This is a genomic window from Metabacillus sp. Hm71, from assembly GCF_051842955.2.
In the GTDB taxonomy this organism is placed as follows: Bacteria; Bacillota; Bacilli; order Bacillales; family Bacillaceae; genus Metabacillus.
In genome coordinates, this window is record NZ_CM200278.1 from 1547549 (window position 1) to 1562146 (window position 14598).

The following is a 14598-nucleotide window of genomic DNA, read 5'->3' on the forward strand; positions in this document are numbered from 1 at the left end:
ATCTATTATATTGACTTTAAATATTTTCGTTATAAAGAAAAATAAATTTAAAAGCTCCTTCTAAACCACCAGAGTCAAAAATAATCGTGATTCTGGTTTTTGTATCCGTCATGCATGGGAGTATTCTCTATGTTGACCGATTTTAACTAGCCTTCTTAGCTTCTTGTCGGAATGGTTCGGGTGTCCTACGTCAGGAAGCTAAGAACAATAAAATAGTAATACTTTCTCTATATAGATATAGTCAATTTCTTAGCTTTTTCTACTAGATTAATAGATTAAGCAGGAGCTTCACTTCCTTCAATATGAAATCTGTAAAAATAATATTTTGTGTGGTAAAGTAAAAAAGATAAAAGTTGAAATAATTCTCTATTGCATTTGAAAGGTTGAATGTATATGTGGTTAAAGCTAGGAAAATACAATACATTGCGCAATCAAATCTTACTTGTTTTTTTAACCGTCATGATCATTGTGTTATGTTTTGTTGGAATTGTGACCTATCACATTGTATCAAATTTATTAAAAACCAACGCTGAAAAGCAAATTCAACAAACCGCTATCGAAGCTAGCGGACGGATGGAATCATTATTTCAACAAATTGATATGCTGACTAAACAGGTGGCAACTAACTCGTATGTACAAAAACTGTTATTAACTGAAACAAAAGGAAAGCTTGCAAGCTTTAGTGAGAGACAAGCATTGATGCAGGTTGGCACCACCTTTCAAGTGTATTCAGATGGGATAAATGCTTTTGAAATCTATTCAAAGGATTTTCGAAAACTCATACCACTAGATGGAGATGGACTGTTTTCTCGAATTGATTACAAATGGATTAAGGAAGCAAATCGTGCAGAAGGCAAATTGGTTTGGATTGGTCAAGATCCTAAAGAGCCTGAGTTTTTTCTGGCAATCAGGCAAATTAGTTTAGTCGATCAGTGGTTTTCAAATGGCGGTTATCTTTTGATACAAATCAATGCAAAGTATTTTGAGTTTACTGATACAGATCGGGATCAAGAGTATATGATTTTGGTTGATCAAAATCGTCATCCAATCATGTCAAATTTTAAAGGTGATATAGGACCGATTATCCCAGAAAAAAGCAGCATTACAGCTATAAATGGAAACGATTTCATGCATGTTAAAGAAACTTCCTCGGTTACAGGATGGACGATGCATATCTTAACACCAGTTCAGGCACTAATGAAAGGGACCCCAGTTTTACGAATGGCGATCCTTTTATCAGGCGCCATTGGGTTTATGATTTTCCTTATATTATCCATATTGTTATCTTCGATGATCACTCGACCGATCTTAAGATTAACAGCAACGATGAAAAAGACAGGAGATGGTGAGCTCAAATTGAATCCAGAGATCGCCTCCACAATTGAAATTAATGAATTAAATAAATCCTATAACCAATTAGTGGAAAATACAAATCATTTAATCCAAGTTGTTTATGAAAAAGAAATCTTAAAGGGGCAGGCTGAGCTAAAAGCATTACAATCCCAAATCAATCCTCATTTTTTGTTTAATACATTGGATGCTTTATACTGGTCACTTGATGAAAAGGGAGAGGAGGAATTAGCGGATTCCGTTATTGCGATGTCTGAGTTATTCCGTTACACAATCAGTAAAAACCATCAAGATGAATGGGTGATGATAAAGCAGGAGCTCGAGCATGTGGAAATGTACATGCAGTTAATGAAAATGCGCTTTGGAGATCGCTTTACCTGGAGCGTTGATATTCCCAAAGAATTTGAACATGTTAAAATACCTAAACTATTAATTCAGCCAATAGTTGAAAATGCTATTTTACATGGAGTAGGGAACAAAGTCGGCAAAGGCTATGTTCTCGTTAGTGTTCAGCCTTCTGAATTTTCTGATCATTTGGTCATCACTGTGAAAGATAATGGTCCGGGGATGGATCAAGAGACGATTGACCGGATTATGACTGTCATTGATACAGGGAAAGTGTCCTCCATTAAGGGAAATGGAATGGCCATTGCCAACGTACACAAACGGTTACAGCTTTACTATAAAGAAAATAATCTAGGACAAATCGTTATATCAAGTGAATTAAATAATGGAACCTGTTTTACATTTGAGGTGCCAATAAATGGGGGTGCCAGCTAATGCTAAAAAAGACGATTTTAATCGTTGATGATGAACCGAAAACACGACAAGGATTGAAAAAAACACTTGAAGGATGGGCAGATATAAGCTATGAAGTGATCAGTGCAGAGGGGGCAAATGAAGCTATTGCAATCTTTGAGGAAAGAAAGATTCATATTTTACTAACTGATATTTCGATGCCAGAGATAAACGGACTTGCAATGCTGAAGCTCTTAAAAGATTATCAACAAAATCCGGTTGTGATTATCATTTCAGCTTATTCCGAATTTGATTATGCCCAGGAAGCGATTCGATTAGGTGTTCTCAATTATTTAGTAAAGCCTTTGAATAAACGAAAGCTTATAGAAGCCGTAGAGCAAGCGATCGAAGTCCAGGAAAAAAGAGAGCGTGAAGGCAGGATCTATAAATTTGTGGATGAAAAGCTGGTGGATGTAGTAAAACAGGGAGATCGCAAGGAAGACGCACCTATCCCTATGGCTTTAGATTATATTGATAAACATATCGATTTACAGCTTACCATGAAAGAAGTGGCGAATCATGTACACCTAAATCCAAGTTATTTTAGCGTCCTGTTTAAGGAGCAGGTCAATATGACCTTTAGTGAATATTTGACGAGAAGCAGACTGCAAAAGGCTAAAAATTTATTAATCGAATCAACTCTATCTGTTGCTGATATTGCAGAAAAGGTTGGTTATAGCACGTCAAAGTATTTTATTAAACTGTTTAAAGAGTATGAAGGACAGACGCCTAGCCGTTTTCGAAAAACGAACACGATAAATGAGAGTAAAAACTAAAAAAAGTAGAATTTTCCCCAATCAGTGTTACCTTATTTCAGCATTTTTCCGATGCTATAATGAGCTTGTAAATGCGAATACCGCATCTCGTATCAATCCAAGGGGGGATTTCTAAATGAAAAGGAAAGCGATTACACTATTGTTTGCTCTTACTATGATTCTTAGCTTAGTTGTATCTGGCTGTTCAGGATCTAGTGAGACAGGCGGTGAAGGTGATTCAGGAGGCAAAGTAACGGTTAAATTAATGCATCTATGGCCTGCAGGAAGTTCTAAACAACATAATCAGATCGTTAACGATATTGCTGCAGAATATGAAAAAGAGAATCCGGGTGTCAAAATTGAACAGGAAATTTTAAGTAATGAGCAATACAAGGAAAAATTAAAAGTATTATCAGCTTCAAATGAACTTCCAGATGTCGGGATGACGTGGGCTGCCGGTTTTATGGAACCATATGTAAAGGGGAAAAAGTTTGCTCCGCTGGATGATTTACTTGATGGTGAACTGGGAGATCAATTTATTTCTGGTACAACGGAAGCATTTGCAGTAGATGGTACCACCTATGGGTTACCGCTTGAGTTAAATATTGCCCCAGTCTATTATAATAAAGCTATTTTTAAACAATATAATATAGAAGTACCAAAAACATATGAAGAATTTAAACAAGTTGTGGAAACACTTGCTGATAATGGCGTGACACCGATTACTTTAGGAAACAAAGATCGCTGGACAGGATCCATGTGGTATATGTATTTAGCAGATCGAATCGGTGGCGCTGAAACATTAACAAAAGCAATAAACCGCACGGGAACCTTTGAAGATCCTGCATTAACAAAGGCAGCTGAAGAGATTCAGAATTTAGTAGGAATGGATGCTTTTGTAAAGGGTTTCAATGGATTATCGAATGATGAAGCAAAAGGCCCATTCATGAACGGACAAGCTGCCATGTACTTAATGGGATCATGGGAATTACCAAACTATACTACGAATGAAGATGTTCCACAAGAGTTTAGAGACTCGGTTGGCTTCTTTAAATTTCCAGCAGTTGAAGATGGAAAAGGGGATATCAACAGTTTTGTTGGCGGTCCTGGTGTAGGATTATTCGTTTCAGAAAATTCAAAGGTTAAAGAAGAGGCAAAGAAATTTGTTGAATTCTTTGTAAAAAAATGGGGAGAACGCTCTGTAACAGATGCCGGCGTTATTCCTGCAACCAAGGTAGATACATCTAAAGTTGAATTGCCGCAAATGTATATTGATGTATTAAATGAATTAAATTCTGCCAGCAATATTACGTTATATGCAGATGTTCAAATGAGTGCATCTGTTGCACAAGAACATTTGAACTTAATCCAAGCTTTGTTCGGAGAGGAAGTTACACCTGAAGAATTTACAAGCAAGCAGGAAGAAGCCCTTGCGAATCAGGAGTAATGAACTCTAGTAATCACGTAAGGATGTAAACATGAAAAGGACATATCGATAAATAAGGTGATATGTCCTTTTCTATGCCTGAAATATGAATCAAAAAAGTAAAGGGGAGGTTATCATGGATAAAGTAATGTCCAATAAACTGGTTATAACCTTGTATGTCTTACCAGCACTTCTATTAATTATGGTTCTAATCTATGTGCCGATTCTATTAACCGGCTACTACGGATTAATGAAGTGGGATGGAATAGGAAAAATGACTTTCATCGGTCTTGAAAATTATACAAAGCTCATTAAGGATGCAGAGTTTTGGAAAAGTGCCTATCATTCGTTTTTACTAGCTATTTTTTCTGCGATTAGTTTAATCGGTTATTTAGTTATTTCGTTAATTCTTGCTGGAAAAATAAAAGGGGCAAATTTTTTAAGAAAGATATATTTAATTCCGATGCTGTTATCTTCTGTTGCGATTGCACAGCTTTGGCTTAAAATTTATCACCCTTCAAACGGATTAGTAAATAGTTTATTACTATCTTTCGATATAAAAAATCCACCAGCATGGCTGGCGGAACCAAATCTTGTTTTAGCAGCGTTATTCGTTCCAATTATCTGGCAGTATGCAGGTTTTTATATTTTGATTTATTATGCAGCATTAAAAAATATTCCTGAGTCATTAATTGAGGCTGCCAGAATTGATGGAGCAAATGCTTTTCAAATTGCTTATAAAATAAAGGTGCCATTAATTGCTGGTGTAATTAAAGTGACGATTGTATTAGCGATTGTTGGTTCTTTAAAATATTTTGACTTAATTTACGTCATGACTGGCGGAGGACCAAATGGGGCAAGTGAAGTAATGGCATCTTATATGTATCAAAAAGCCTTTGGAACCTATGACTTTGGCTACGGAAGTGCGGTTGGTTTCTTCCTATTATTAATTTGTCTTGTTGTCACATGGGTTATCCGAAAATTAACAGCAACTGACGAAGAAATTCAATATTAAGAAAGGAGAAATAAAACATGAGTGTTCTACAAAATCACCAAGCGCAAGCAAACGTATCTACTCCTCTTTCAACCGGGAAGCAATCGAACAAAATGATAACTAGAATCGGATTTGGACTGCTCTATCTAGCCTTAGGCTTGATTGCCATCTTTCAGGTTTACCCGCTTATTTGGTTATTCTTTTTCTCATTAAAAGATAATCAGGAAGTGTTCAACAATTCACCGTTCGCTTTGCCAGTAAATCCAAAATGGGATAATTATCTGAAGGTTTGGACGGAAGGAAATATTAGTCTTTATTTTTTTAACAGTGTCTGGATTACCGTTTTATCGGTATTATTGACGGTGCTCTTAGCTAGCTTTGTCACATTTGCGATCACGCGAATGAAATGGAAGCTAAGCAAACTGGTACTTGGCTTGTTTATGGTAGGATTAATGATTCCTGTGCACTCTACCTTAATTCCATTGTTCAGCTTTTTTCAAAAAGTCAATTTGATTGATCATCCTTTAGCGGTTATTGCGTCATATACAGCCTTTAACCTTCCTATTACGATCATGATTTTAATTGGTTTTTATTATACCTTGCCTCGTGAGGTAGAGGAAGCTGCCATTATCGATGGGTGCTCGATTCATCGGATTTTCTTTCAAATTACGCTGCCAATGACAACACCAGTTTTATCAACAACTGTGATTATTAATATGATTTACAACTGGAATGAATTTGTGTTCATTAATACGTTTATCAGTTCTGATCCGTATAAAACGTTAACAGTCGGAATTCAAAACTTTATTGGACAGTATATGACTGATTGGGGAGCAATCGGCGCTACACTCATGATCAGTATCATCCCGATTTTAATTGCCTTTTTCTTCTTTAGCAATCGAATTGTTGAGGGAATTGCTGCAGGCTCTGTAAAAGGATAAACGATAAACTACCATATTAATATGTTGAAGGGGTTCGGTACGATGGTAACAAATCAATTTTTTAATGCACATCACTCTCCAATTGGAGCATTTTCCAGCTTTACATTAGGTTTTCCGGGGAACGGAGGCGGCTTGGATTTGGAGCTTGGCCGTCCACCCCGAAAAAATATCTTTATTGGTGTAGAGTCACTAAATCGTGAAGGAATCTACGAAGCACTTCCATTTTTTGATTATAGTGAAGATGAAAGTAAGCGCTATGATATTGAAAACCCGGATCCAGACCAAAATAAACCAAAAATCATTTTCCCGTTTGCAAAAGATGAAATAGTCCGTGAATTCAAGCTTGGTACAGACACATGGAAAGCAGGGGATTTGACCTTTACCATTTATACGCAAGCACAGTCTGTACCAGATCCTGCATCAGCTTCTCTAGAAGAGCTTATGCTAACACTTGTACCATCGGTCATCGCAGAGGTTACGGTTGATAATACAAAAGGAAGTAAAAGCAGGCGGGCATTTTTCGGCTATGAAGGAAATGATCCCTATAGCTCAATGCGTCGATTGGATGATACATGTGAAGGGATTTCTGGTGTTGGTCAAGGAAGAATCACAGCAATAGCATCTGCCGATACTGATGTAAAGTCAGCATTGCACTTTAGTATGGAGAATATTTTAACAACCCCGTTTGAAGAGAACTGGAGATTTGGTTTAGGGCCAATTGGGGCGATGGTTATGGATGTGCCAGCTGGGACATGCAGGACTTTTCAATTTGCAATCTGTTTTCATCGTTCCGGGTTTGTAACTGCGGGATTGGATGCAAGTTACTTCTATACGCGCTATTTTAAAAATATCGAAGAGGTGGCCGCCTTTTCATTAGAAAACACTAAAGAAATGATGAAACGGGCACAAATAGCAAATGATTTAATAGAGCATGCTGATCATTTAACAGAGAATCAACGTTTTATGATGGCCCATTCCATCCGAAGCTACTTTGGCTGTACACAGCTTCTCGATGTGGATGGAGAACCATTCTGGGTTGTCAATGAAGGTGAATACCGAATGATGAACACATTTGATCTTACCGTTGATCAGTTGTTTTTTGAATTGAAAATGAATCCATGGACAGTTAAAAATGAATTAGATATGTTTGTTAAGCGTTTTAGCTATGAGGATGAAGTTCGTTTTCCAAATGACGAAACGGTTTATCCTGGAGGGATCAGCTTCACCCATGATATGGGTGTTGCGAATACGATCTCAAGACCTCATTATTCCTCCTATGAATTGTATGGTCTTGATGGCTGTTTTTCACATATGACTCATGAACAGTTAGTAAACTGGGTGTTATGTGCAGCTGTTTACGTCGAAAACACGAAAGATACAGAGTGGCTGCAAGCAAATTTGAACACTTTCATAAAATGCTTTGAAAGCATGCTAAATCGGGATCATCCAGATCCAAACGAACGAAACGGTATTATGGGGTTAGATTCTTCACGGGTAATGGGTGGTGCAGAAATCACCACATATGATAGTTTAGATGTTTCACTTGGCCAAGCAAGAAATAATATATACCTGGCTGGAAAGTGCTGGTCTTCCTATGTGGCATTAGAAAAACTATTTTTTGAAAATGGATTTCATGATTTGTCAAAACAAGCAGGCATCCAAGCAGAAAAATGTGCAGTAAGCATTGTTAGCCATGTAACAGAAGATGGTTATATTCCGGCGGTTGTAGGCGAGGGTAATGATTCAAAAATTATACCTGCGATTGAGGGGTTAATTTTCCCGTATTATACAAATTGTCAAAAAGCCCTTGATCCAAATGGACGTTTCGGTCCTTATATCAAAGCACTAAAAAAGCATCTGGAAACAGTATTGGTTGAAGGGATTTGCTTATTTGAGGATGGCGGCTGGAAAATATCATCAACAAGTAATAATTCTTGGCTAAGTAAAATCTACTTATGTCAGTTCATTGCTCGAAAGATCCTAGGAATTGAGTGGGATGAAAAAGGGGAAAGAGCAGATGCCGCTCATGTTGGATGGCTAACACATCCTACTTTGTCAGTATGGAGCTGGAGTGACCAAATTATTTCTGGTGAAATTACTGGAAGTAAGTATTACCCTAGAGGTGTAACAAGCATATTATGGCTGGAGGAAAGGAAAGAATCCTTATCAACTATGGAAATGGCTCAAGTGAGCAGTCGTTCCTAATTAAGCAGATAAATCTAAAGGTTTTTTCACTCGAATTATAATAGAACGCTTATTGTCTAACTAAAACTTAAAAAAACAAGAAGCTGTGTCCTTAATAAGTAGTCACAGCTTCTTTACTCTTTTAACCAGTACTTTACAGTAAAGTGTTTAATAGGAAAAACAGAAATACTATGACGGAAGAAAAGATCGATGTTTTTCCAAATAAAATAGTCTTGTTATCTATCATGTTAGTGATGGAAAGTTTGTTTCTTAAATAAGTTATCTTTGCAGTAGGATAATCTACAACGTGACAGATCGATTATATTCCTTTTTGAAACTTTAATAATTTAAGAAAACAAACAAAAAACTATAGTTTTTAAAGTATAACCTATACTTTATAGAGTGACTATACGTTTTTTTAAGATATAATATAAGAATTTACACATTGTATAGTTTGATTTTCTCATTTATGAAAAAGGTGATTCAAAAAACGATAAAATTATAAGGGTTAATTTTCCTGTTCCGTTTTCTTAATTTAAAGGGTTTGAAAAATGATTTTAATAGACTAGAATATAAGCAGCAAGCGAACCGGGAACTGTAGCTGATTTTAGTAGGGCTAAAATGTAAAAATAAAATAAAAGCGCTTATTCATAGTCAAGATCATGCTTTAATTTAGTCCTTTGTGAATGGAGGAATGGGTTACGGTGGCTTTCAAAGTATTTTTAGTAGATGATGATCGTTATGTACGTAAAGGATTAATTAATCTTATTGATTGGGAAGGCTGCGGCTTCCAAGTTTGTGCAGAAGCAGATAATGGGGAGGATGCTTTGGAGTATATTCAAAAGTATAATCCAGATTTAGTCATTACAGACATTAAGATGCCTGTCCTCGATGGACTTGATTTAATAAAGCATACAGTTGATCTAAAAAAAACAAGCCCAAACTTCATTATAATTAGTGGGTATAGTGATTTTAGCTACGCACAACAAGCTGTTAAGTTTGGTGTACACGATTTTATTTTAAAACCAGTAGATAAAGAAGAAATTGAAGACACACTTAGAAAGGTAGCAGATAAGTATACAAAAGAATTACAATTAACCAGAAATAGAGAAAATATTCTTGCAGCGACAGCTTTCAATGAATTAATAACAGGGGAACTTGATGAAGATCTCCTCTATGATTGTGTCAAAAAATTGAATATTGATCAAACATTAGGATTTGCCTACGTCATCATAGAGGTAAATAACGTGGCTGTAAATATGATAAAGGTACGTGAAATCATTAGCAAAACCATTCATGGTGAGGATTTAAATGCCACTACTTTGTTTCGTGAACACGATAGTAACCGAATCGGCCTATTAGTCAAAAATGAAGAAGTTCAACAATTAAGCAGGGATATTGTTCATTTTTCAGAAACATTAAAAGCTCAGCTAACGATTCATTTGAAGGCAAATGTCACCATCTACGTCGGAAGGATAGTAGACCATCCAATTGATATAAAGGATTCTTATGAAACTGCAATGAAGATCCTCCAATTTAAGTATGTAGAAGCATCAGATAAACCGATCGTATATGGCTGCACGAAGAATAAGTCTATTAATTACATTGAGCTTGATCAATCACAATACCAATCGTTAATGGAACATATAGAAGAAAATCGAATCTCGGAGATTAGAAAAAACGTTTTGATGATGTTTGAACAGTTTCAAGAGAAAGCTTTCGCGAAGGATGCAGTAAAAACATCTATAAATCGGGTGGTTCATGAAGTGGTTAAAACCTTACAGTCGATGGATGGTGATGAAAAAAAGTTAGCCTCATTACAAAGTATGTTAAATTGGGACAACGAGCCTCGAACGTTATCTGAAATTAAGAACTTGTTCCTAGACTTTTTATTAGAGGCAGCTGCTCTGTTAAATCGGCTCAATAAGGAGTGTGGGTTAGGAAGCATAAGAAAAATAAAAAAATATGTTGATGCCCACTACAAAGAAGTTCTCACATTGAAAACGATAGCGAATAAATTCTTTATGAACCCCGTCTACATGGGGCAATTGTTTAAAAAAACATATGGCATGTATTTTAAAGATTATATTCTGCAAGTCCGAATAAATGAAGCGAAAAGAAAATTAAGACAGACCGATTTGCGAATCTATCAGGTAGCAGAATGTGTGGGTTTTTCGAATCCTGATTACTTTGTCACTCAATTTGAAAAAACGACTGGTATGACACCAACTCAATATCGAAAAAAACTCTAATGGAAGATTTTAAAAATGGAGATAAAATGAATCGATTCAATTTTAATAATATTGGTTTAAGAAATAAGCTGTTAATTATTTATATTGTCTCAGTTTTCATCCCAATCACATTAACACACATCGCATTTTATCAAATTACTTCTAACAATGTCAGAACACAAAAGATGAATGATATATCCCTTTCTGTAAAGCAAATTTCAAATGATTTCCGTACAGCGATAGATGATGCAGTAGAAATTTCATCCAAGTTATATACGGATTATGAGTTGTACAATTTTCTAGAAAATAAATACGAAAAAACCATAGATTTTATCCATGCTTATCAAAATTATTACAGTGGAATTAATAAAGAAGTACCACTTTTTTCAACTGTTCGTTCACTAAATCTATATACAAATAATGATACAGTTATTTATGCAGGAGGTGTCAATAAAATTGATACCCTTGTTAAGGAGTCTCATTGGTATAAGGAATCAGAGGTAATTAGAAAATCTTATCCTGTTTTGACTCGCCGACTTGGAGAATCAGGAAAGCTAGATACGTTTAGTATAATACGAGAATTAGATTATTTTACAACAAAAGGTTCCACACAGAAAATACTGGAATTACAATTTGATTTAGGATTAATGGATCATATTTTTCATAATGTGACGTTTCCAGGTGATATTTATTTACTGGATGAGCAAGGAACAATTGAATATACAACAAATCCAAAGGTGAAATGGTCAGAGGGAGATACTCAATATCATTTTGTTACTTTATCAAATGATACGTTGGTTTTTGAAGAATCATTTAATGTCCCTTATTTAAATAATTGGAAGGTAGTCGGTGTTACTCAAGAAAAGGTATTACTTGAGGAGGTTGAAGGTTCCCGCAATTTTATTCTCTATTTAGCTCTGATTAATTTAGTCTTTCCATCTCTTTTTATTGTTTATATGACAAGTTCCCTTCATTTACGTATATTACGAATATTAAAGCATATGAGGAAAGTAGAGGATCAAAACTTTGAACTTATTAAAGGTGTGAACTATCAGGATGAAATAGGTGAGCTTACTCAAGCATTTAATCGGATGGCTTCTAAAATTAAGAAGCTTATCAATGAAGTATATATAGCCGATATACAGAAAAAGAATTTAGAATTACAACGTAAACAAGCACAACTAAGTGCCCTGCAAAGTCAAATTAACCCACATTTCCTATTTAATGTATTGGAAACCATTCGGATGAGAAGTATTCTAAAGAAAGAGGAAGAAACGGCAAAAATCATACAAAATATGGCAAATATGCTTAGGAAATCTTTCATATGGGGAAAAGATTGGGTCAGCGTAGAAGAAGAAATTTATTTAATAAAGTGCTTTTTAGAAATACAACATTATCGATTTGATGATAAAATGCAATACCATATTGAGGTCGATTCTGAAGTTAAGAAGTGTATTATTCCAAATATGTCTCTTATTCCGTTTGTAGAAAATGCAAGTATACATGGAATTGAACCGATAAAAGGAAATGGAATGATAAAGATATCGATTAAGCGGGATGGTGATACAATCGTTTGTGAGATAACCGATAATGGGAAAGGTATGGAAAATGAGGAATTTGAAAGGTTAATCCGATCCATAAAAGAGGTTGAAAACATAGGAGAACATGTGGGGATAAAAAATGTTTACTTTCGCTTAAAGTTGCATTATGCAAATCACTTTGATTTTAAAGTGAAAAGTGCGAGGGGAGCAGGAACGACAATTAGAATCGTTTTACCATTTCAAACTTAGAAGTTTCTGGTTTGTCTAAGCCCTATCCATTTTAAAACAGCTACACTTTGATGCCAATACGTGTCGGTCGTATGATTGATGTGTGTTGGCATTAAAGTGTATTTGAGAGTAATTTTCATGATAGAACTAGACTTAACCTATTGCCTCCTATGCTTATTTCATATTAATCTATATTTTTCACTTATATTGATATTTTTCCTAAAGGTACTAAAGTTTACAAAGTAAAAACTATACTTTATATAGTCACTTAAAAAAAGCAAGCAGGCTATAATGAAAGTGCTTACAATGCCTCGATTACGGGGTTGCATTGCTATTGCTTAACTTAAACAAAGGGGGAGCCAAATTGTTAAAAAGAAGATCCAAATTTCTAGCTTTTGCTTTAGTAGTCATGTTGTTCATCGTTACAGCATGTTCGAAAGTTGAAGAAACGGGGAAAGATCATAAATCTAGTAAAAACGGAGAAGTTTTTACTTACACATTCTTTAATGCATCTTCAACAGGAAAAGATGTTAATACGGGTGATACTAAAATTGGGAAAATGTTCGAAGAGGCAACAGGAGTTAACTTTGATATTGAACATATTGTAGGAGATAGTAACCAAAAGATCGGTACAATGATCGCCAGTGGTGAATATCCGGAATTATTAAATGCTCAAAATGCAACAGCTGACGTGATTGATGCAGGTGGATTTGTACCACTTAATGATCTTATCGAAGAACATGCTCCAAACCTAAGAAAGTTGTATGACCCAATCTGGGAAAAAATGAAACAAGAGAATGGGAACATTTATATTCTGCCATCTGGTGTATCCAATGGATATATAAAGCCTCCAAATGTTGGACAGAGTGCATTCTTTATTAAACGGGCAGCACTAAAAGAACTTGGTTATCCACATCCTAAAACAATAGATGAATATTTTGATATCATTGAAAAATATGCAAAAGCCCACCCAACTACAAATGGTGCTGATACAATTCCGTATACATTATTACAATATGATTGGCATGTTGGACAACTATTTGATCCACCGGCCTTTTTATCGGGTGAGCAGGAAGGAATTATTGTTGATAATGAAACACTAGATGTTTCCGTTTATCATAATAAGGATATTACCAAAAAATGGTTAGGGAAATTAAATGAATTAAACGCAAAAGGACTATTTGATAGAGAAGCTTTTACACAAAACTATGATGAGTATTTAGCTAAAATATCTTCAGGACGTGTTGTAGGATGGTTTGGACCTCGATGGGAATCAGGTACAGCTTTAGACACACTTGAGCAAGATGATGATCCTTATAATGACTTTATGGGATTCCCTATTGTATTTGAGGAAGGAATCAAAGACCAATACTTGAATCCAGAATCTTTTGTAACATCTCCAGGAATGGGACTAACGACAGGTACTCCTGAAGAAGATCAAATTAGGATTATTAAATTTTTAGATCACATCGCTAAAATTGATTCTCAAAAACTTATTACGTGGGGTATAGAAGGCGAAACGTATGAAGTAAATGAGGATGGCCGTTTTTATCGTACACAGGAACAAATTGATTTAGTGAATAAAGAAGAGTTTAGAGATGAATTTGGGTTTTCTGCACTAGGATGGTACTGGCCAATCATGAGTGGTAAATTTGATGACGGTAATTCTGTTGATCCAGCTATGCAACCTGAAGTTGCCAAGCTTGCTTATGATGAAGTGGACAAAGAGTTTTTAGAAGCATATGGCATAGAAACGTTTACTGATTTATTCACTGAGCCAGAACCAGCACCATGGTTTCCGTTTTGGGATGCAACAATTGAGACGGGTTCTGAAGCTCAGTTATATGACCAACAGTCACGCGATTTAATCAAACGATCATATCCGGATATCATACTTGCAGATCCATCTGAGTTTGATGCCGAATGGAAAAAATTTAAGAAGGAATTTGAAAAGCTGCCTTATAAAGCCTATGAAGAAGTAATGGAGGAATCGGTTAAAAAAGAAGCTGAACTTGCCAATTAAGGAACAAAAGAATTTAAGGTGAAGGCTGAATAATCTATATGAGGAAGTTCAGCCTTCTTTGTATAAAAGTTCCTTTGTGCTGCTGATTTTGTATCTGTTGTCAATAGTTTTTATGGATTAAAGTTCA

9 protein-coding genes are annotated in these 14598 nt (G+C 35.5%); all 9 read left to right on the plus strand.

Annotated elements, in window-relative coordinates; translation table 11 throughout:
• Positions 1 to 393 precede the first annotated feature (393 nt).
• The 9 genes from ACSVDH_RS07560 to ACSVDH_RS07600 all read left to right on the plus strand — a co-directional run bounded on the left by ACSVDH_RS07560 (position 394) and on the right by ACSVDH_RS07600 (position 14471).
• Positions 394 to 2130 carry a cache domain-containing sensor histidine kinase gene (locus ACSVDH_RS07560; protein WP_439249109.1) on the plus strand — a complete coding sequence of 579 codons (1737 nt, stop codon included), beginning with the start codon at positions 394 to 396 and terminating at the stop codon, positions 2128 to 2130.
• Positions 2130 to 2924, plus strand: coding sequence for a response regulator transcription factor (locus ACSVDH_RS07565; protein ID WP_439249110.1), 795 nt, complete (start codon positions 2130 to 2132; stop codon positions 2922 to 2924). Before ACSVDH_RS07560 ends, ACSVDH_RS07565 begins: the two co-directional genes overlap by 1 nt.
• Positions 2925 to 3039: 115 nt before the next feature.
• The gene (locus tag ACSVDH_RS07570; protein ID WP_299090250.1) at positions 3040 to 4350 is read left to right on the plus strand and encodes an extracellular solute-binding protein; all 1311 of its coding nucleotides are present in this window, start codon (positions 3040 to 3042) and stop codon (positions 4348 to 4350) included.
• A gap of 115 nt (positions 4351 to 4465) precedes the next feature.
• Positions 4466 to 5344: a carbohydrate ABC transporter permease gene (locus ACSVDH_RS07575; protein ID WP_439249111.1), complete on the plus strand. Its 879-nt coding sequence runs from the start codon at positions 4466 to 4468 to the stop codon at positions 5342 to 5344.
• 92 nt (positions 5345 to 5436) lie between these two features.
• The gene (locus tag ACSVDH_RS07580) at positions 5437 to 6264 is read left to right on the plus strand and encodes a carbohydrate ABC transporter permease (RefSeq protein ID WP_439249162.1); all 828 of its coding nucleotides are present in this window, start codon (positions 5437 to 5439) and stop codon (positions 6262 to 6264) included.
• A 42-nt stretch (positions 6265 to 6306) separates the two neighbouring features.
• Positions 6307 to 8469, plus strand: coding sequence for a glycoside hydrolase family 52 protein (locus tag ACSVDH_RS07585; protein WP_439249112.1), 2163 nt, complete (start codon positions 6307 to 6309; stop codon positions 8467 to 8469).
• Positions 8470 to 9152: 683 nt separating this feature from the next.
• The gene (locus tag ACSVDH_RS07590; protein ID WP_439249113.1) at positions 9153 to 10700 is read left to right on the plus strand and encodes a response regulator; all 1548 of its coding nucleotides are present in this window, start codon (positions 9153 to 9155) and stop codon (positions 10698 to 10700) included.
• Between the two features lie 26 nt (positions 10701 to 10726).
• Complete coding sequence (locus tag ACSVDH_RS07595) at positions 10727 to 12469, plus strand: cache domain-containing sensor histidine kinase (RefSeq protein ID WP_439249114.1); 1743 nt, start codon at positions 10727 to 10729, stop codon at positions 12467 to 12469.
• 343 nt (positions 12470 to 12812) lie between these two features.
• Positions 12813 to 14471, plus strand: a complete 1659-nt coding sequence (locus ACSVDH_RS07600; protein ID WP_439249115.1) for an extracellular solute-binding protein — start codon at positions 12813 to 12815, stop codon at positions 14469 to 14471.
• The last annotated feature ends 127 nt before the right edge of the window (positions 14472 to 14598 follow it).

What these genes read in the sequence shown, in the direction of transcription:
- ACSVDH_RS07560 (WP_439249109.1), top strand. Translation starts at nt 394, where the DNA reads ATGTGGTTAAAGCTAGGAAAATACAATACATTGCGCAATCAAATCTTA.
- ACSVDH_RS07575 (WP_439249111.1), top strand. Translation starts at nt 4,466, where the DNA reads ATGGATAAAGTAATGTCCAATAAACTGGTTATAACCTTGTATGTCTTA.
- ACSVDH_RS07595 (WP_439249114.1), top strand. Translation starts at nt 10,727, where the DNA reads ATGAATCGATTCAATTTTAATAATATTGGTTTAAGAAATAAGCTGTTA.
- ACSVDH_RS07585 (WP_439249112.1), top strand. Translation starts at nt 6,307, where the DNA reads ATGGTAACAAATCAATTTTTTAATGCACATCACTCTCCAATTGGAGCA.
- ACSVDH_RS07570 (WP_299090250.1), top strand. Translation starts at nt 3,040, where the DNA reads ATGAAAAGGAAAGCGATTACACTATTGTTTGCTCTTACTATGATTCTT.
- ACSVDH_RS07565 (WP_439249110.1), top strand. Translation starts at nt 2,130, where the DNA reads ATGCTAAAAAAGACGATTTTAATCGTTGATGATGAACCGAAAACACGA.
- ACSVDH_RS07580 (WP_439249162.1), top strand. Translation starts at nt 5,437, where the DNA reads ATGATAACTAGAATCGGATTTGGACTGCTCTATCTAGCCTTAGGCTTG.